At 65.3% G+C, this 18,540-nt stretch carries 15 protein-coding genes and 2 pseudogenes; 13 read left to right on the top strand and 4 right to left on the bottom strand.

Annotated elements, in window-relative coordinates; genetic code table 11:
• From GSQ76_RS31355 to GSQ76_RS21870, 4 genes and pseudogenes are all read left to right on the top strand, one after another.
• Positions 1-259: pseudogene (locus tag GSQ76_RS31355) on the top strand (MFS transporter); the annotation flags it as partial.
• A 277-nt stretch (positions 260-536) separates the two neighbouring features.
• Entirely contained in the window at positions 537-1,511 is a 975-nt protein-coding gene (locus tag GSQ76_RS21880; RefSeq protein WP_158746240.1) for an MBL fold metallo-hydrolase, read from the top strand.
• Positions 1,508-2,296 (top strand): transporter substrate-binding domain-containing protein, encoded by a 789-nt coding sequence (locus tag GSQ76_RS21875; RefSeq protein ID WP_158746239.1) that lies wholly within the window; start codon positions 1,508-1,510, stop codon positions 2,294-2,296. The genes GSQ76_RS21880 and GSQ76_RS21875 overlap by 4 nt, the downstream gene beginning before the upstream one ends.
• Before the next feature lie 66 nt (positions 2,297-2,362).
• On the top strand, positions 2,363-2,779 hold the full coding sequence (locus tag GSQ76_RS21870; protein ID WP_158746238.1) for a hypothetical protein: 417 nt from the start codon (positions 2,363-2,365) through the stop codon (positions 2,777-2,779).
• A gap of 416 nt (positions 2,780-3,195) precedes the next feature.
• Here the strand turns inward: GSQ76_RS21870 and GSQ76_RS21865 are convergent, their stop codons facing one another.
• The 3 genes from GSQ76_RS21865 to GSQ76_RS21855 are packed head-to-tail and all read right to left on the bottom strand — an operon-like array spanning position 3,196 to position 6,715.
• Positions 3,196-4,395 (bottom strand): pyridoxal phosphate-dependent aminotransferase, encoded by a 1,200-nt coding sequence (locus tag GSQ76_RS21865; RefSeq protein WP_158746237.1) that lies wholly within the window; start codon positions 4,393-4,395, stop codon positions 3,196-3,198.
• 5 nt (positions 4,396-4,400) lie between these two features.
• On the bottom strand, positions 4,401-5,639 hold the full coding sequence (locus GSQ76_RS21860) for a branched-chain amino acid ABC transporter substrate-binding protein (RefSeq protein ID WP_158746236.1): 1,239 nt from the start codon (positions 5,637-5,639) through the stop codon (positions 4,401-4,403).
• Between the two features lie 53 nt (positions 5,640-5,692).
• Positions 5,693-6,715, bottom strand: coding sequence for a ketopantoate reductase family protein (locus GSQ76_RS21855; RefSeq protein ID WP_158746235.1), 1,023 nt, complete (start codon positions 6,713-6,715; stop codon positions 5,693-5,695).
• Between the two features lie 224 nt (positions 6,716-6,939).
• On the opposite strand from GSQ76_RS21855, the gene GSQ76_RS21850 reads away from it, so the two are divergent.
• Both GSQ76_RS21850 and GSQ76_RS21845 read left to right on the top strand, forming a co-directional pair.
• Complete coding sequence (locus tag GSQ76_RS21850; protein ID WP_158746234.1) at positions 6,940-8,103, top strand: epoxide hydrolase family protein; 1,164 nt, start codon at positions 6,940-6,942, stop codon at positions 8,101-8,103.
• A 43-nt stretch (positions 8,104-8,146) separates the two neighbouring features.
• A complete protein-coding gene (locus GSQ76_RS21845; RefSeq protein WP_158746233.1) occupies positions 8,147-9,532 on the top strand; it encodes an MFS transporter in 1,386 nt (461 codons plus the stop codon).
• Here the strand turns inward: GSQ76_RS21845 and GSQ76_RS21840 are convergent.
• Complete coding sequence (locus GSQ76_RS21840) at positions 9,498-10,397, bottom strand: TauD/TfdA family dioxygenase (RefSeq protein ID WP_158746232.1); 900 nt, start codon at positions 10,395-10,397, stop codon at positions 9,498-9,500. The two genes, GSQ76_RS21845 and GSQ76_RS21840, sit on opposite strands and share 35 nt — an antisense overlap.
• 84 nt (positions 10,398-10,481) lie before the next feature.
• Between GSQ76_RS21840 and GSQ76_RS21835 the strand changes: the two genes are divergently transcribed.
• The 7 genes and pseudogenes from GSQ76_RS21835 to GSQ76_RS31350 form a co-directional block, all read left to right on the top strand.
• Positions 10,482-11,306 carry an ABC transporter substrate-binding protein gene (locus GSQ76_RS21835; protein ID WP_158746231.1) on the top strand — a complete coding sequence of 275 codons (825 nt, stop codon included), beginning with the start codon at positions 10,482-10,484 and terminating at the stop codon, positions 11,304-11,306.
• A 13-nt stretch (positions 11,307-11,319) separates the two neighbouring features.
• Positions 11,320-12,060 (top strand): amino acid ABC transporter permease, encoded by a 741-nt coding sequence (locus GSQ76_RS21830; RefSeq protein WP_158746230.1) that lies wholly within the window; start codon positions 11,320-11,322, stop codon positions 12,058-12,060.
• A 177-nt stretch (positions 12,061-12,237) separates the two neighbouring features.
• Positions 12,238-14,313, top strand: coding sequence for an alpha/beta hydrolase domain-containing protein (locus GSQ76_RS21825; RefSeq protein WP_158746229.1), 2,076 nt, complete (start codon positions 12,238-12,240; stop codon positions 14,311-14,313).
• Between the two features lie 373 nt (positions 14,314-14,686).
• Positions 14,687-14,926, top strand: coding sequence for a type II toxin-antitoxin system Phd/YefM family antitoxin (locus GSQ76_RS21820; RefSeq protein ID WP_158746228.1), 240 nt, complete (start codon positions 14,687-14,689; stop codon positions 14,924-14,926).
• Positions 14,927-14,929: 3 nt separating this feature from the next.
• On the top strand, positions 14,930-15,379 hold the full coding sequence (locus tag GSQ76_RS21815) for a PIN domain-containing protein (protein WP_158746227.1): 450 nt from the start codon (positions 14,930-14,932) through the stop codon (positions 15,377-15,379).
• A 258-nt stretch (positions 15,380-15,637) separates the two neighbouring features.
• A complete protein-coding gene (locus GSQ76_RS21810) occupies positions 15,638-17,863 on the top strand; it encodes an NADP-dependent malic enzyme (protein WP_158746248.1) in 2,226 nt (741 codons plus the stop codon).
• A gap of 253 nt (positions 17,864-18,116) precedes the next feature.
• A pseudogene (locus GSQ76_RS31350) lies at positions 18,117-18,540 on the top strand (lyase family protein); the annotation flags it as partial.

Raw genomic sequence — 18,540 nt, 5'->3', positions numbered from 1 at the left:
GGCACTGTTTGGGTATGCGATGGTGGGTGCTGGGTGCTCAAACATCGTGCCGGTTCTCTATACGGCCGTGGGGCGCCAGACGGTGATGCCGGAACATGCAGCGGTTCCTGCCATTACCATCCTGGGCTATGCCGGCATCTTGATCGGACCTGCTGCGATCGGATTGGTTGGCCACGCCGCCGGCCTTTCGTTTGCACTGTTGCTGGTGGCGGCGTTGCTGCTCGGCGTCGCCGCGAGTGGCAGAATTCTCCGGCTCTAGCATCGATTGGGGCGTATCGCGACGACTGCTCTGCAGACGCGGGGACAGGCGCTCTATGACGTCGGAAACACCATTTTATATGCCGGCGAGAATTTGACGAAACGGGTCGTCGGCTTCCAGATGGTTTGGAATTTCAAACGGGACATTCGATGGTTCCGAAAATCATTATCGGTGGATGAGAGCCGCGCGCGCGAGCCCATTGGGCGCCCACAACGCCGTGGCATTGTAGCGCCCCGTGGCTCGGCTATACTTGCTTCAACGAATGGGGGGCGATTTCATGGAAACCAGCCGAAGGGCGGTGCTGTCATCCGCTGCCATGGGAGGGGCCGCCGCGTTGCTCGCGCCGCGCCTGGGCCGGGCGGCGGCGCCATTCGCCTCGACACAGGCACCAGGCTACTACCGCTTCCAGCTTGGCGACGCCCAGGTAACCGTGCTGCATGACGGCGAGCGTAGCTTTGCGATGCCGGCACAATTCGTCACCAACGTTCCGCACGACCAGGCCATCGTCGCAGCGTCGGAGGCGTTTATGCCGCCGGGAAGCGTTACGGTGCCGTTCAACCCAACGCTCATCAACACTGGAGGCAAGCTGGTCCTGATCGACACTGGCAATGGTCCGGCGGCCGGGGCTGGGATTGGGCAGCTATTGGGAAACCTCCAGGCGGCTGGTGTCACGCCGGAACAGATCGATATCGTGCTGTTGTCGCATTTGCATCCCGATCACACCAATGGGCTGCGCCGCCTAGACGGCAGCATCGCCTTTCCCAACGCCAGTATCCTTGCGCCGGAGCCTGACTGGACGTTCTGGATGAGCGATACCAATATGGCGCAGGCCAACGACGCCGTCACGAAGGCCTATTTCGCCAACACGCGCAAAGTGCTGGGCGGGCTGGATGAGCGGATCGGCCGCTTCAAGTGGAACACTGAAGTAGCGCCTGGCATCACAGCGATTTCCGCACCGGGTCACACACCTGGCCATACCGCCTTCACCGTGTCATCAGGGTCTGCCCGGTTGCTGGTGCAGTCCGACGTGACGAATATCCCGGAGTTCTTCTTGCGCAATCCAGATTGGCACGTGATGTACGATCATGATCCGGACCAAGCGGCCAAGACGCGCCATGCAATCTACGACATGGCCGCCGCTGACCGCTTGCTGGTGGTGGGCTACCATTTTGCGTTTCCGTCGCTTGGACATGTAGAGCGGGCTTCGGCAGGTTACCGCCTGGTGCCGATCGCCTGGCAGGCAGCGCTATGATGCGGCTGTACTGTGCCATTGCCTTGTTGGTGGCGGCGGCTGGACCGGCGCTGGCACAAGCCGACGCGGCGAAAATTATCGCTCCCGCTGGCGTTCTTCGGGCGGCGATCAACTACGGCAATCCGGTGCTGGCGCAGCGCGGCTCGACCGAAGACGATCCGAAGGGCGTCTCGGCTGAATTGGCGCGGGCGCTCGGCAAGCAACTCGGTCTTCCCGTGCAGTTCGTCATTTTTCATGAGGCTGGGGACGTTTCCAAGGCCTTACCGGACGATCGGTGGGACGTGGCATTCCTTGCCATCGACCCGCAGCGCGCCACTGGCATCGCGTTCACTCCGCCCTATGTCGTGATCGAGGGGAGCTACGTCGTTCCCAAGGCCTCGACCCTGCAGGCGACGGAGGCGGTGGATGCCCCCGGGATCCGCATCGCGGTGGCGCAGGGCAGCGCCTATGATCTGTACCTGTCGCGGGCACTGCATCACGCCACGCTGGTTCGCGCGAAAGACACGGCGGCGGCGGTCGCCGCATTCAACGCCGGGCAGGCGGAGGTTCTGGCCGGCGTGCGGCAGCCCTTGGCCGAACTCGCGGCAGCAAACCCTTCGATGCGACTTCTGCCGGGTCACTTTCAGGAGATCGAGCAGGCGATGGGCATTCCCCTCACCCACGCAGCCGGGCTCCCCATCGTGGTCAAGTTCGTGGAGGCGATGAAGACCTCGGGGTTCGTGGCCAACGCGCTGGCAGCATCCGGCCAGACATCTGCGGAGGTCGCTCCACCGGCAAGACCCTGAGCCACGGGATAGGGATGGCTGAAAGAGTTTCGCCGGTCTAGGGATCGATAATAGACGAGGAAGATCGTGCGGGCATACGCCACGCGGTCCCGGGCGGGCGTGATGTCCAACAGCCTGTCCGAGCTACCGGACTTCAAGCGGGATTTGCGGGACCAGGAGTTTGCGGCGGCGGAGGCAGCCGGGGTGACCACGCTGGCGACGGTGTTCCACGCACGGCACCGGGAGTTGGTCCAGTATAGCCCCGGGGTGACGTTCGAGATCATCAACGCGATCGAGTTGCTGGGCGAGCGCATGGGGATACGGCACGTCGATTTGTACAGACAGCTCGTCTTACTACAGGATATCGATGCGACTATTGCCGAGAGTGCCAGGATGGTTGACGAATACAGTCTGCCGCCAGCCGCTGGTGCGGCCAGCCGCGGCCTCGGCTGCAGCCGTAGGGCTCGCTTCGTCGTAACAACCAGCAAAAAGTTCGGATTGTAGTCTTACGTCGCAACGACCATGATCATGGTCCAACCCAGATTCAATCTTTGCGTCACGCCAACCAATAACGAAGGAAACCTGGATCTTGAAACACGTAGCGACTTTGGCTCTGTTGTGCCTCGCGCTGGCTGGTTGCGCGGAGGGGCGGCAACGCTCGTTAGAGACCCGCAGCCTGGATAGCGGTGTTACGTCATCGAATGGTGGCGGCCAGTCGGTTCTTCACGATATCCCGAATGTCGGGACAACGAATGGGGCGGGATCCGTGACGGGCTTGCGTACTGGTCCCAACTCTCCGTGCCTGACGAATCCTCGGGCGGCGGGCTGCTGAAGAACCAGTCGGTCCTGCCGTTACGGCGGGTTGGAGAGCGGTTCCGTTCTCCGGGACAATTCTCCCGGAGAACGGGCGCTTGGGGTCGTTAGGTCAAGGCTGCGCAGGCCGCGGCAATTCGCGCGCACGCTTCTTCCAGCAGGGCTGTGGACGTGGCGATGGAGATACGGAAATAGGGCGAGAGGCCGTAGGCTGCGCCTTGCACCACCGCGACGCGGTGTTCCAGCAGGTAGAGCGCTACATCGGTGTCGGTTTCGATCGTCCCGCCATCCGGGAGCTTCTGCCCCAACAGGCCGGCGCAGCCGACATAGACGTAGAACGCACCCTCGGGGCGGTAGCAGGTCAAGCCTTTTACCCGGCCGAGCCATCCCAACACGAGATCGCGCCGTTCCTGGAATGCGGCGGCGCGGACGGAGATGAAATCCTGCGGACCGTTGAGGGCGGCCACGGCGGCGGCCTGGCTGATGCTGGATGTCGGGCCGGTGCTTTGCGATTGCAGCTTGGTCATCGCCTTGATCAGATTGGCCGGGCCGCCGGCGTAGCCGATACGCCAGCCCGTCATCGCGTAGGCTTTGGAACATCCATTGATCGTCAAGGTGCGCGGCTTCAGGTCGGGAGCGACCTCGGCCATGGTCACGAACGCCCGGCCGTCGAATAGCAGATGTTCGTAGATATCATCCGTCATGATGGCGACCTGCGGATGCTGCCGCAACACCTCCGCCAGGGCAGCCAGGTCCTCCCGCGTGTAGACCGAGCCGGTCGGGTTGTTGGGGGAGTTCAGCATCAGCCAGCGTGTGCGCGGGGTGATGGCGGCGGCGAGGTCGCCGGGCTGCAGGCGAAAGCCATGGTTCTGGGCGCAGGGCAGGACCACGGGGACGCCTTCGGCCAGCAAGGTGATGTCGGTATAGGATACCCAGTGCGGCGCCGGGATGATCACCTCGTCACCCGGGGCGAGAGACGCCATGAAGGCGTTGAAGATCACCTGCTTGGCGCCGGTGCCGATGATGATCTCCTCCGGCTTGAAGTGGAGCTGATTTTCCCGCTCGAACTTGCCGATGATCGCCTGCTTCAGCGCCGGGGTGCCGTCGATATTGGTGTAGCGGGTTTGGCCCCCGCGCATCGCCGCGGCCGCCGCGTCGACAATATGCTCCGGCGTATCGAAATCCGGCTCACCCGACGACAGGGTAATCACGTCCACCCCGGCGGCACGCAAATCCCTGGCGCGTTGGGACATGGTGCCGCTGGGGGATGGCTTGATGCGGTCCAGGCGGGGCGCGGTCGGGATCATAGGGTCTATTCCTGTGGTGCCACGCCAATATATTTGTATTGATGGATCACGTCACCCGCCGCGAATTTTTCGTCGTGCTTGATCTGAAACACGCTGACGGTGCGGGATGCCAGGTCGCCATTCTCGTCGAACGACACCACACCCTGCAATGTCGGCACCTTTGCCGTTTGGATTGCCGTGCGTACGGCTGCACGGGTTACCGGGCCGGTCTTGGCCACACGGTCGATCGCGTCGGCGATCACCTTGACGCCGTCATAGGCGGTGATGGCGTAGTCGGAGGGCTGGCGGCCGTATTTGTCGGTGTAGGTCTGCACCCAGGGCGCCACGTCCGGGTTTTCCGTCACGTGGGGGGAAGCGATGGTTGAATACCATCCCTCGGCCGCGGGGAAGCCGCCTGCCGTCAGCAGTTCCGGGCCGAAGAACCCGTCACCGCCGCCCTTCACCACGCTGGGGATGATGTCGTAGCCTTGCTTCATCAGCTTGACGCCGGCTTGCGCATCCGCGCCGACATAGAGCGCGTCGGGTGCGAGGCTTTTGATCTTGGTCAGGATCGCCGAATAATCGGCCTGCTTCGGGTCAAGCCGGTCACGGCCCAGCACCGTGAGGCCCTTCTTGCGGGCCTGCCCCTCGAACGCATCGGCCAGGCCCACGCCGTAGGCGCCGCTATCGTCCAGGATGTAGACGGATTTCAGCTTCAGCGTTTCGGCGAAGAAATTCGCCATGTTGGGGCCTTGATACGCATCCGTGGTGACCGTACGGAAAAAAATTACTGGGCCGACCGGGTGATAGATCGCGGCGAATTTGGGGGAGGTCAGGTCCGGGTTGGTGGAACTCGGCGTGATGGTGGCCAGCCCGCCCTGGCTCAGGATCGGCGTCATCGCCTTGGCCGACCCACTATTCATCGGGCCGATCGCGGCGACCACGGTGGTGTCGGATACCATCTTGCGCGCATTGATCGCGGCCTGCGCCGGGTCGTATTGTCCTGCCGTCGTGGTGCCGTCATCCAGCATCAGGACGTTCAGGTGATAGCCGCCGGCGCCGCCTTTGGCGTTCAGTTCATCCACGGCGGATTGCATGCCCCAGCGGACGAGATTGGCCGTGTCGGCCTGCGTGCCGGTCAATGGCAGGTCGACCCCGATCGTCACCGATTTCTCATCGGCGGCAGCGGCCGGACGCAGGAGGGAGAGGGCGGAGCCAGACAGCAAAAGCAGAGCGAACGCAGAGCGGCGACTGAAGACCGGCATCGGATCATCCTCCACAGGGGCGTCGTTACCCCCATGCAAGACGAATGCCGCCATTACCCGTTCATCAACACGAGCAGATTGTCGTCGGTCATCGGGCGCGCGCCGTCCTCGATCTCGTGGATCATCGCGGTGAGCCTGCGGCATCTGGGACAATCGATACCGTTTGCCGCACCAATCTCGACCACGGGCGCCACCTGCACGTCTACCTCGGTCCGGCGCTTGCGGATGGCGAGGTCGCGCCAGATGCCGGAATGCGTCTTGGCGTTGGGTCGGTTGAAATCCACCATGGCCTGCACCGAGGCCCGCGCCTGTTGCTCGGTCGCGCCGGGTGCGAAGGCGGCCGGGTCGAATCCGTTGAAGCCGCGTTGGCCGACGCCGATGCTGGCGGCGACGGTAAAGACCTCGCGGCCGAGATCCCGCCACAGAGGCAGCAATTCTGGGCGGGCAAGGCAATCGGCGATGCCGAGTTGACCGAGCGCCTGCGCGAACAGCATCGCCGCGTAGCTGAGTTTGCCCCAAAGGTAGGATTGGATGTCATCGGTGATGATGGCGTTGGGTTCGAACCCGCTGCGGATGATGCCGTGCAGGGCAGTGAGCCGGTCGGTGGTCGTGCCATCCAGCTCGCCCAGCACGAAGGCGCCGCGACCGCCGAACATGATGTCGCCCGGCCCCATCCAATCCGCACTGAAGTTCACGAAGGCGCCGATCGTCCGCTCGCGCCCGACGACGCCCGCGATGATATCCTCGCACAGGCCGTTCTGGAGCGAGACGACGTAGCCGCCGGGCGACAGATGCGGCAGCAGGGCCTGCGCCGCCGCCAGCGTGTTGTGCGCCTTGACGCAGAGATAGACGTGGTCCCACTGCCCTACGAGATCGGCTGAAAGGAAGGCAGGCGCGCTGATGCGGCAGGTCTCGACCGGGCCGCTGATCGCCAGGCCACGCGCCGGGTCGCGAATGGCGGCGAGGTGGTCGGCCGCGATGTCGACGAACGTCACGTCGTGGCCAGCCTTGACGAGGAACGCCCCCACCGTGCCGCCTATGGCGCCGGCGCCCCAGATGAGAATTCGGTCGGTCATGTCAGTTTCCTTCTCGTCGTCGATCACGCACGGCGCTTGGCGTGGCATCGAACTCATAGCCCGGCGAGTGTGGAGAGTTAAAGCTACTGCCGTCCGCTACGCCGTTGCTGTCTGGGAGCGCCCCCGGAGCAGGCGGTGGCGAAAAGGGTCGGTCCGCTTGCGGACGGCGTGGCCGTGGTCCAAGCCTGACATTCGACATCGGATCGCGAGGAAGGGAAACGACGATGAGCCAGACGCCGGCACCATTTCGCCTGCAAGTGGACCAGGGGGCGCTCGACGACCTGCACCAGCGCCTGGCGCGCACCCGGTTCCCCGAACAGCCGCCGGGCGAGGCTTGGACGACCGGTACCGACCCCGCTTATATGCGGGACCTGGTGACGTATTGGCGCGACGGCTTCTCGTGGCCGGACCAGGTCGCCCGGCTCAACGAGTTCCCGCAATTCACCCTGGCGTTGTCCGGGATCCAGCTGCATTACCTGCATGTGCCGGGCAAGGGCCCGAACCCGTGCCCGTTGCTGCTGTCGCATGGCTGGCCCGGGTCGGTTTTCGAGTTCCTGGACATCATCCCGCGCCTGACCGACCCGGCCCGGTTCGGTGGCGACCCGGCCGATGCGTTCACGGTGATCGCCCCGTCGCTGCCGGGCTACGGCCTGTCGTTCCAGCCGGGGCAGCCCCGGTTCAGCGTGGAGGCGATGGCCGATTGCTTTGCGGCGCTGATGTCGGACGTGCTGGGTTACAAGCGGTTCGCGGCGCAGGGTGGCGATTGGGGATCGACGATCACCGCCCGGTTGGCCTTCGCCTATCCGGAACGGCTGATCGGCATTCATCTGAATATGATGCCGTTGCCGCGGGACCTCGCCAAGGCGGATATGGCGACGGAGGAGGGCCGTGCCTACCACGCCAACCTGTGGGATTGGCTGAGGGAAGGCACTGGCTATTCCGCCATTCAGGGCACGAAGCCGCAAACGCTGGCGTTCGGCCTGTCCGACTCACCGGTCGGGCTTGCCGCCTGGATCGTCGAGAAATTCCGCTCGTGGTCGGATTGCGATGGCGATGTCGAGGTAGCGTTTTCCCGCGATCACATGCTGGCCAATATCAGCTTCTACTGGTTCACCGGGGCCATCGGGTCGTCGTTCTGGCCGTATTATGCGCGCATGCATGATGGGTGGCAGATTGCGGAGGGCGCCACCACCGCCGTGCCAGCCGCCTATGCCGCGTTTCCCGCCGAAATGGTGCGGCCGCCCCGTTCGCTGGCACAGCAGACCTTCACCGATCTCCGACGCTGGAGCGTGATGCCGAAGGGTGGGCATTTCGCTGCAATGGAACAGCCGGAGGCATTGGCCGCCGACGTGGCGGCGTTCTTCCGGCCGTTGCGCGCCAGTTTGTAAAGTATCTGCAGGTATGCTCGGCTGAACCGAGGGGTGGCGCGGGATGCGGCGGACGATTTGGGTTGGGGAGGTGCAGGGTTTGGCTGGACGACGCAAGGGATCGAATTGGCTCACCGTCAGCCTGTGCATGCTGGCCTACATCTTTTCCTACATCGACCGGCTCGTGCTGTCCTTGCTGGTGGGGCCGATCCGCGCGGACCTCGCAATTTCGGACACGGCATTCGGGTTGCTGACCGGGCTGGCATTCGCGCTGTTCTATGCCACGCTCGGGCTACCGATCGCCACGCTGAGCGACCGCGTGTCACGCCCGCTGGTGATCGCCTGGGGTATCGTACTCTGGAGCGTGGCGACCATGGCGTGCGGCCTGGCGTCGTCATTTGCCACCTTGTTTGCCGCACGTGTCCTGGTTGGGGCAGGGGAGGCGGCGCTGGCACCGGCGGTTTATTCTCTGCTGGCAGATCTCTTTCCCGAGCGGAAATTAGGCCGGGCCCTCTCCACCTTCTCGACCGGTTTGTTCATCGGGTCTGGCCTGGCCTTCCTGGTTGGTGGGTCGGTGATAGCGGCGCTCAGCCAAACAGGGGACGTCACTCTGCTGGGCCATATCTTCCGGCCCTGGCAAGTTTGCTTTCTGCTCGTCGGGGCGCCGGGTCTGTTGATCGCGTCTGCCATCCTGCGGTTGGTGCATGAGCCGTTTCCCGGCGGCAGGCGCCCGGTCGCCACCGAGCCGCCTTTTTCCAGCGCGGATGTGCTGCGTTTGCTTGCGCGGCATCGGGCGTTGTTCGTGCCGCATATGCTTGGCTTCACGCTGCTGGCGATGAGCACGTTCTCGTTGTTGAGTTGGGCGCCGGCGTATTTCATTCGAGTCCATCACATGTCTCCGCAGCGAAGCGGCACATTGTTGGGCTTGTTATCAATCACTGCGGGCACTGCGGGCGTACTCGTCAGCGGCTGGATGATGGATCTTCTGGCCCGGCGCACCTTGTCCGCCGCGCCTTTCTGGGTCGGGATCGCGGGTGCTGTCTGCACGGCAGCGGCCGCAGTGGTGCTGCCCTTCGTTGGCGCTGGGAATACCGGGATCGCGGTGCTGACGGTGTTGATGTTCTTCAGCCCGTTCCCGGTGCCGACCTCCACGGTGGTGATGCAGTTGGTGCCGCCGCCCGGGATGCGCTCGCGCGTGTCGGCGGTCTTCCTGCTGTGCAACTCACTGGGTGGGCTGGCGCTTGGGGCCGCGCTGGTTGGATTTTTGAACGACCATGTTTTCCCGGCGGCCTATGGGGTGGCCTCTTCCATGGCGCTCGTCATGGTGGTGGCCTCGTTGGCTGGGGCACTGGTCCTTACGCAGGCAGTGGCACCGTATCGCCGTCACCTCAACGGCCTACGCCCGGCCTCCGTGATCAATGCACCGGCCGCTGATCGTCGATCAAGATGATGCGGTGCAGGCGGCGTTGTTCCGATGCCTCGTCCCACTCGCTGGCGCGGTGCATGCTGCATCGGTTGTCGGACATGAGCACATCGCCGGGTTGCCAGGCGTGCTGGTAGCAAAAGGGATCGGCGATGAGGTGTTGCAGCAGAGAATCGAACAAGACCTGCGCCTCGGCCTCTGCCAAGCCGAGGATGGTGGAGCCCCACTCGCCGCCGAGATAAAGCCCGTGCCGCTGCAGTTCCGGGTGCAGGCGCACCAGCGGGTGAATCACGTCTGGCACTTTTTGCCGTTCCGCCTCCATCTCCGCCTCGCTCGCTTCGGGGAACAGCATGCGAAAAAGGCGGGCTCGGCTATGTAGCACCTGCAACGGGTCGATGCGGGCCCGCAGGTCGGCCGGCAGCGCGTCCAAAGCCGCCATTCCGTTTGCGTAACGCGTGTCACCCGCGACCGAGGGCACTTGCAAGGCGTGCAGGAATGTAAACAGGCCGGGTTCGGGCAGATGGTAGTGATCGGTGTGCCAATTCAGCCCTACACGAGAGGCGCCGATTTTCTTGCCACCTTCCTGCGCGTTGCCGACGACGAAGATTTCATGGTGGTCGGGCAGGCAGTAATGCCGTTGGGAATGCAAGTCCGGCCGGCCACCAAACCGGCGAGCGAAAGCGAGATAGCCGGCGGGGTCGAGCGCCTGCTGCTGCGCGAACAGGATGACGGTGCGCTCGGCGCAGGCGGCGCGCAGCATTGACACCGTTGGCGCGTCCATTGCCTGGGCCAGGTCCAATCCGGTGATAGCGATGCCGACGTGGTCCGACAGGTCGCGCACGCCCAGCCCGCGGGCTGCCGCCGCTGCACGCCACGCTGTCTGCTGCGCCATTTCAATTCCCCTGGCATCAATCTTGCGTCGTGCAAACAACATTCGTCCGATCTCCGTGTCAAATCCTGCCAGAAGGTTCGTTCCATGCGTGTTCCGTGGTTCCTTGCCGCCGCCCTTCTGCTGCCGCTGGGGGTTGCCGCGCAGACCTGCAGCCCGGCGATCCCGGCAGCGGATCTGGTGGCGCCTGCGTCGCTGCAAATGGCGATCAATCCCACTCTGCCGCCGCAGCAATTCGTCGATGCCAGCGGCGAGTTGCAGGGCCTCAACGTGGACATGATGAAAGAGGTCGCACGCCGGCTTTGCGTGCCGATGGCGTTTGTCCGGATGGATTTTCCGCCGATGTTCCCGGCGCTGGCCGCTGCCCGGTTCGACGGTATCGACACCGGCATGTTCTGGACGGAGGAGCGGTCGAAGATCGCCTATACGGTGCCCTATGCGCAGCAGGCCATCAGCATCACCGTTGCCGCCGGGTCGGGCCTGAAGATCAGCGACGAGGCGGGGCTGGCAGGGCGCTCGGCCGGGGTGGAGGTGAATGCGTATCAGGAGCGTTGGCTGCGCGGCGTGGACAAGGACATCGTCGCCAAGGGTGGCAAGCCGATCGATATCCGCACCTTTACGACCGCCACCGATGTGATCGCGGCCTTGCGGGCTGGGCAGATCGAGGCGGCGATCCTGATCGACCAGACAGCCAAGGAGATCGTGCGCCGCGGTGTGGTGGAGATCACCGCGACGGGGCTGGGCGGCGCCCCGACGACCCTGGTGTTCCGCAACCGCGCGGTGGCCGAGAAGGTCGCGGCCACCCTGACCGCCATGAAGAAAGACGGCGCCTATGACGCGCTGTTCGACCGCTACGGTTTGACCAAGTTGCCGGCCGATAGCTTCAGCATCCGGGGCACCGGGCCGGGCTAGGCGCGCGCGGGGTATGAAGGGTTTCGACGTCCTCGATTTTTTCGGCGCGCTGACAAACACGTTCTTGCTTCGCGGCGCGTTGGTGACGGCCGGCCTGGCGGTCGCCGGGCTGGCCGGGGGGCTGGCGTTCGGGCTGGTCATCGCGCTGTTGCGGTCCGTCCGCAATGGCGTGGCCAGCAGGATTGCCCGGATTTACGTCTGGTTCTTTCGCGGCACGCCGCTCCTGATCCAACTCGTGGTCATTTACTCGGGCTTGCCGCAGATCGGTATCAAGTTCGGCGTGATATCGTCCGTCATCATCGCGCTGGTGCTGAACGAGGCCGCGTACATGGCGGAGATCATGCGTAGTGGTTTCCTTGCCATTCCCGCCGGGCAGCGGGACGCGGCCAATGCGCTGGGGTTGTCGCGTGGGCAGACGCTGCATCGCGTGCTGTTGCCGCAGGTGGCGCGCATCATCCTTCCTGCCTTGGGGAATTCGGTGAACGGCTTGCTGAAGGCAACGTCCGTCACCTCCGTCATCTCGATGGAGGAGCTGATGCGGCGGAGCGAGATGGCGATGCAGGTGAGGTTCGACGTGCTGGAGGTCTTTGCGGCGGCAACGGTGGACTACCTGGTGCTGACCACGATGTGGGACCAACTGCAACGCTTACTGGAGCGTCGTCTCAACCGTGCGCATTCGGGGTTGGTGGTGAAGCCGGGGGAGGCGGCGCGAAAGCAGCTCCAGCAATTGGAACGCTTGAAGCATGAGATCTAGCAGCACCTTCGCGGGTGCTCTGGCCATCATCATCCGCGTGCATGCCATTCGCACGGCACGTCTCGTTCAGCGCCGCCATGAGCGCCGCGCGGGTCATGCCAGACCGTCGGAGAGCGAGGGGCGGTGGACTGATCTCCCGGCGCGGAGGCATAGTCGCTCAACCGAGGAAGAGCCGAGATGATTACACGCCGGATGAACGCGATGGCGCTTGCGATGCTGACCAGCCTGGGCGCTACCGCGGCGCAGGCCCGGGTCGTGCGCATCGTCGTCGACAAAGTCACCTCGCCCAATTTCGAAGGCCAGTCGTTCGGCTCGGCCGGTGCTTACGAGAAGGTGGAGGGGCACATCGTCGGCGAGGTCGATCCGGCGCAGGACGAGAACCGGCTGATCCAGGACCTGTCGCTGGCGCCTCGCACGCCACGCGGCACCGTGGCGTATACGGCGGACTTTCTGCTGCTGAAGCCGATCGATCCGGCAAAGGGCAACGGCTTCCTCGACCTCAGCCTGCCCAACCGTGGCCGCACGCTCGGCCTGGCGTATAATGTCGGCGCGCCGCATGTGGCCGGCCTCGACAGCGTAAACCCGACGACCCGGGCGGATGCGGGCGATGGTTTCCTGATGCGCCGGGGCTATTCCGTCCTCTATATCGGGTGGCAGGCTGATCTCGCCGGTGGCCGAGGGCTGATCCGGCTGCACGCGCCAGTGGCCACCGCGAACGGCCAGCCCATCACCGGCCCGGTGCGGGTGACTGCGATCGTGGAGCGGCCGGAGCAGACGATCGGGATTGCGGGCGGCGGGGCGCCGCAGGTCGCCTACCCGGCGGCACAACTGGACGAGCCCGGGGCGACGCTGCGCCACCATGGCAGCACGGGCGCGCCATGGGTCGAGGTGCCCCGGGCGGACTGGGCGTTCGCCGGTTGCGAGGCAACGGCATTTCCCGGCAAGCCCGACCCGGTGCGGATTTGCGCGAGGGACGGGTTCGACCCGAGCCAGGTCTACGAACTGTCCTACACCGCGCGCGACCCGCTCGTGCTGGGGCTTGGGCTGTCGGCCATCCGCGATGCGGCCGCGTTCTTTCGCCATGAGGCAAAGGACGAGGCCGGCGTCGCGAACCCGCTGGCAGGTCATGTGCAGCACGTCGTCGTCACGGGGGAGTCGCAGGACGGCAACCTGATGCGCAACATCGTGCAACTCGGCTTCACCCGGGACGAGGCCGGGCGGCCGGCCTTCGACGGGATGATGGCGCACCTGTCCGGCAAGCGCACGCCCATCACGATCCGCTTCGGTGCGCCCGGGGCCACGACGACGTTGTTCGAGGGGCCGATGCTGCCGGGCCACGAACGCCCGCTGACCTGGTCCAGCGAGGCCGACCCGGTGACGGGCGTGCGTGCCGGCCTGCTGGACCGTTGCATGGCGACCAATTCCTGCCCGAAGATCATCAATACCTGGACATCGACGGAATATCGCCAATACGCGATCGCCTACACGGCGGTCGACCCGTCCGGCCAGCATGACCTGACCTTGCCCCCGAACGTGCGCGCCTATTTCCTGACTGGCTCGCAGCACGGGACGTGGGATAGCCAGACCAAGCGCATCCCGCCCGGGGTGTGTGAAAACGCCAAGAACAACGGCCCCAACGCGGAGAGCCAGCGCGCCCTGCTGGTCGCGATGGAGGATTGGGTGGCCGAGGGCACAGAGCCGCCGCCGAGCCGGATCGCGACGCTGGCGGCCGGGCAGTTGGCGGCGCCGGGTGCCATCGGCTTCCCAACCATACCAGGCGTTACCTATACCGCCCGGGCGCTGGTGCCAGCGGCGATCGATTTTGGGCCGCAATACCGGGCGGTCGACCAGTCCGGCATCCTGGCGCTGCCGCCGCACGTGGTGGCGTCCGACGCGTATCGGCCATTGGTGCCGAAGGTCGACGCGGACGGCAACGAAACGGCGGGTGTGCGACCGACGGCACTGCAGGCGCCGCTTGGCACCTATACGGGGTGGAACCTACGCCGGGCCGGGTATGGCGCGGGGGAGTTGTGCGGCCTCTCCGGCTCGTTCATTCCGCTGGCGCAGACGAAGGCCGAGCGCGATGGTTCCGGGGATCCGAGGCTGTCGATTGCGGAGCGGTATGGCACGCATGACGGATACGTCGCCGCGGTTCGATCGGCGGCCGGGTCGTTGCGGGATGCAAGGCTGCTGTTGCCGGAGGATGCAGACCGGCTGGTCCGGGAGGCGGAGGCGAGCGACGTGTTGCGGTGAGGGCCTGGCGTGCGGTTTCGCCGATCGCTCGCTAGCTGTCTCCATCGAAGAGATGGGCGTCGGATCCTCCGCAATACGGCATCGGCGCCGTAGGGCGAGCATAAGTCACCCAGCGGCGCCGGGTGAGCCGACCATCGTGACGCCGTCGGACCCTGCTGGCGCAGGCGGCGCGGGGCAGCGAGGACGGGGATGGAGCCCCCCTTGCCCGTGCGGCGGCGGAGAGGCGGCGGAGGCATATTCGCGAGTTCGTCGGCGCGACCCACTGAGCCGCCGCCCTGGCGTTGGCATCGCTTCCGGCGGTTGGCTGATACCCGGGCTTGCGGCTCGGCTGGGGTTCCGTCTATGTGACTATAGTAGTCATATGGGGGAGCCTGTGCATAAGATCCAGTTGCGGGATGCCAAGGCCACGCTGTCTGCGGTCGTCGATCAAGCGCGGCAGGGGGAGCCATCCATCATCACCCGGCATGGTCGCCCCGAGGCGGTGGTGCTCAGCTTCGAGGAGTGGCAGCGCCTGTCGCAGGTGCCCTCGTTCGGCCGGCTGCTGATGGAGGCGCGGCTGGACCTGGATGACCTGCCGGTGCGTGCTGGTGGGCTGCGCGAGGGTGGTTTCTGATCCGTGTACCTCGTCGACACCAATGTCCTGTCGGCAGGCGCGCCGACCAAGGCGGTGCCGCAGCACGAGCTGCGGGCGTGGATGGATCGCAATAGCGCCGGGCTGTATTTGTCGGTGATCACCGTGGCCGAGGTGGAGGACGGCATCGCCCGGAGCCGCCGCAGCGGCGCCCATGCGAAGGCGGAGCGCCTGACGGGCTGGCTGGAGACCGTGCTGCATTTGTATGGCAGCCGCATTCTCCCCATCGATGTGGCGACGGCGCGGCGGATCGGGTTGCTCGCGGATCAGGCGCGAAGCCTCGGGAGCGATCCCGGGCTGGCCGATCTGGCGATCGCAGCGACTGCGGCCGTCAGGGGCTACGTGATCCTGACCCGCAACCTGCGGCATTTCGCGCCGCTAGGGACGCCCGCGTTCGATCCATTCGAGAAACGGCCACGGGACGTCCCGGGCTGACCCGCCGGCGCGGTTCTTCACCGGATCGGCCTGTATTTCATCCAAGCCCGCTGCATCACTGCGCCGTTGCTTTAGCGTTTGGTCAGGGGCAAAATTGATCGCGTAGGCGGCGAGGGGGCCGAACCCCCTCCTCCGGCAACGGCTGAACCCCGGGGATACGCCGGGTAATTATAATTCTGCTAGGACAGGAAACATCCATTGGCTGACAGCCCCACCGACTCGCGTACCGCCCGTATCTCCGGGGAGGAGGCGCTGGCCATGCATGCGATGGCGCCGGCCGGGAAGCTGGCCACCCGGCTGACCAAGCCCTTGACCACGGCGCGCGACCTGTCGCTGGCGTATTCGCCCGGCGTGGCGGAGCCCTGCCTGCATATCGCGCGCGACCCTAGTCTGGCCTACGAGTACACCAGCAAGGGCAACATGGTCGCCGTGGTGTCGAACGGCACCGCCGTGCTCGGGCTGGGCAATTTGGGGGCGCTGGCTGGCAAGCCGGTGATGGAGGGCAAGATCGCGCTGTTCAAGCGCTTCGCCGATATCGACGGGATCGATCTGTGCATCGATACCGAGGATGTGGACCAGTTCATCAACTGCGTCCGTTATTTGGGCCCAACCTTTGGCGGCATCAACCTGGAGGACATCAAGGCGCCCGAATGCTTCATCATCGAGCAGCGGCTGCGCGAGTTGATGGACATCCCGGTGTTCCATGACGACCAGCACGGCACCGCCATCGTTGCCGCCGCCGGGCTGATCAATGCCTGCTACCTGACCGGGCGGGAGTTGAAGGACACCAAGCTGGTGGTGAACGGCGCCGGGTCGGCCGCGATCGCCTGCGTCGAGCTGCTGAAGGCGATGGGGATGCGGCCGGAGCACATCATCCTCTGCGACACCAAGGGTGTGGTCTATCAGGGGCGCACCGAGGGCATGAACCAGTGGAAGTCCGGCCATGCCGCCGCCACCAACGCCCGTACGCTGTCGCAGGCGATGGAGGGGGTGGACGTGTTCTTCGGCCTGTCGGTCAAGGGCGCGTTGACGCAGGACATGGTCCGCTCGATGGCGGACAAGCCGATCATCTTTGCCATGGCCAACCCGGACCCGGAGATTACGCCGGAGGAGGCGCGGGAGGTGAGCCCTGACGCCATCATTGCGACCGGGCGGAGCGATTATCCGAACCAGGTCAACAACGTGCTGGGGTTTCCCTACATCTTCCGCGGCGCGCTGGACGTACGCGCCAGCACGATCAACGAGCCGATGAAGATTGCTGCGGCCGAGGCGCTGGCCCTGTTGGCGCGTGAGGACGTGCCGGACGAGGTGAACGCGGCCGGCGGTGGCAAGCGGCTGCAATTCGGTCCGGAGTACATCATTCCGAACGCGTTCGACCCGCGGCTGATCAGCCGGCTGCCCCCTGCCGTGGCCCGCGCCGCGATGGAGAGCGGCGTCGCCCGCAAGCCGCTGCACGATCTGCGCAAATATACCCGTGAACTCTCCGGCAGGCTCGACCCGACGGCCAATGCGTTGGACGCGATCAGCGAGAGCGTGCGGGCCGAGCCCAAGCGCGTGGCGTTTGCCGAGGGCGAAGAGGAGAAGATCGTCCGGGCCGCCGTTGCGTTCCGCAATGCCGGCTACGGCACCCCGGTGCTGATCGGGCGGGAGGACCGGGTGCGTGCGACCATGGCCAGCCTGGGTCTAGGCCATGCCGAGGGGATCGAGATCCATAATGCAAGGCTGTCGCACCGGAATCGATTCTATGCCGAGTTCCTGTACGGACGGTTGCAGCGCCGGGGCTTCATGCCGCGCGACTGCCAGCGCATGGTCAACCAGGATCGCAACGTGTTTGCCGCCTGCATGGTGGCGACCGGCGACGCCGACGCGATGGTAACCGGGCTGACCCGGTCCACCTCGGTCTGCCTGGCTGATATCGGCCATGCCATCGACACGGCGCCCGGCGGCATCAGCTTCGGCCTGACGTTGATGTTGGGTGAGCGCGGCCACACCATCTTCATGGCCGACACGCTGATGCATTTCCGGCCCACGCCAGAGCAGCTTGCCGATATCGTCGTCGGGGCGGCCACGGCGGCGCGGCGACTGGGCCACGAGCCGCGTGTGGCATTGCTGTCGCACGCCACCTTCGGCGACCCGGAGCATGCTGGCAGCGATGCGATGCGGAAGGCGGTCGCGATCCTCGATTCCCGGACGGTCGATTTTGAATACGATGGGGAGATGAGCCCGGACGTGGCGCTCGATCCTGCCTATCGCAAGCTATACCCGTTCTGCCGGCTGACCGATTCGGCCAATGTGCTGGTGATGCCGGGGCTGCACTCGTCCCACATCACGTCCCGTCTGGCGCCGCGGCTTGGGGGCGGTGGAACGATTGGGCCGCTGATCATCGGCATGACGCATGCGGTGCAGATGGTGCCGATGGATGCTTCGGTGAGCCAAATCGTCGATATCGCGACCATTGCGGCGCACCAGGCGGTGAAAGGGTAGGAAGCCGGGGGCATACTTCCCCCGCGTCCACCCGCCCCTGCGCGACACGCAACGCAGCTTGGCTCGATTTATCAGCATGTTGGGCGGTGATGACGGCTGCCTATTTCGGGGGCCTGGCCGTGTGAGCGCGGTCGCCGAGCACATTCGATAGCTGGTCCGCGTGATTTTGACTTGCAGCCCGACGTTTCAAGGCGTGGACTTCCGATAACGAGTGCGCGGCCTGACACGATGCGCTCACGAGAGGAGACATGACATGAGCGATGATCGGTCCACTGCGGCACGGGTCCGCGATCCCGGCATTCGAGCGCTGTTCAAGCTGGAGAATCGCTGGCAAGCCTGGCTTGACGTCGAGGTTGCGCTGGCCCGTGCGCAGGCCGATCTGGGCATCATCCCGAAAGAGAGCGCCGAGGCCATTGCCAAGGGCGCGCATCTGGAATTGATGGACCGTGCCCGTATCGACGAGGCGTCGCGCCGCACCGGGCACACGATCGTGCCGTTGGTTTGGGAGTTGTCGCGGATCGTCGGTGAGCCCGCGGGTGGCTGGGTGCATTGGGGCGCCACGACGCAGAACATCACGCAGACGGGCGACCTGCTGGTGTTGCGCCAGGCGCATAGGATATTCCTTAGCCAGATCCACGAGGCGCTCGGTGCGATGGCCGGGCTGGCGGAGCGGGGCG

Source organism: Acidisphaera sp. L21, assembly GCF_009765685.1.
Taxonomy (GTDB): Bacteria; Pseudomonadota; Alphaproteobacteria; order Acetobacterales; family Acetobacteraceae; genus LMUY01.
Note: the sequence above shows the minus strand (reverse complement) of the source record. Positions and strands in the feature narration are given on the sequence as shown.

Excerpts from the sequence above, each read along its gene's own strand:
- GSQ76_RS21880 (WP_158746240.1), top strand. The coding sequence starts at position 537 with ATGGAAACCAGCCGAAGGGCGGTGCTGTCATCCGCTGCCATGGGAGGG.
- GSQ76_RS21875 (WP_158746239.1), top strand. The coding sequence starts at position 1,508 with ATGATGCGGCTGTACTGTGCCATTGCCTTGTTGGTGGCGGCGGCTGGA.
- GSQ76_RS21865 (WP_158746237.1), bottom strand. The coding sequence starts at position 4,395 with ATGATCCCGACCGCGCCCCGCCTGGACCGCATCAAGCCATCCCCCAGC.
- GSQ76_RS21860 (WP_158746236.1), bottom strand. The coding sequence starts at position 5,639 with ATGCCGGTCTTCAGTCGCCGCTCTGCGTTCGCTCTGCTTTTGCTGTCT.
- GSQ76_RS21855 (WP_158746235.1), bottom strand. The coding sequence starts at position 6,715 with ATGACCGACCGAATTCTCATCTGGGGCGCCGGCGCCATAGGCGGCACG.
- GSQ76_RS21850 (WP_158746234.1), top strand. The coding sequence starts at position 6,940 with ATGAGCCAGACGCCGGCACCATTTCGCCTGCAAGTGGACCAGGGGGCG.
- GSQ76_RS21845 (WP_158746233.1), top strand. The coding sequence starts at position 8,147 with ATGCGGCGGACGATTTGGGTTGGGGAGGTGCAGGGTTTGGCTGGACGA.
- GSQ76_RS21840 (WP_158746232.1), bottom strand. The coding sequence starts at position 10,397 with ATGGCGCAGCAGACAGCGTGGCGTGCAGCGGCGGCAGCCCGCGGGCTG.
- GSQ76_RS21835 (WP_158746231.1), top strand. The coding sequence starts at position 10,482 with ATGCGTGTTCCGTGGTTCCTTGCCGCCGCCCTTCTGCTGCCGCTGGGG.
- GSQ76_RS21830 (WP_158746230.1), top strand. The coding sequence starts at position 11,320 with ATGAAGGGTTTCGACGTCCTCGATTTTTTCGGCGCGCTGACAAACACG.
- GSQ76_RS21825 (WP_158746229.1), top strand. The coding sequence starts at position 12,238 with ATGATTACACGCCGGATGAACGCGATGGCGCTTGCGATGCTGACCAGC.
- GSQ76_RS21810 (WP_158746248.1), top strand. The coding sequence starts at position 15,638 with ATGCATGCGATGGCGCCGGCCGGGAAGCTGGCCACCCGGCTGACCAAG.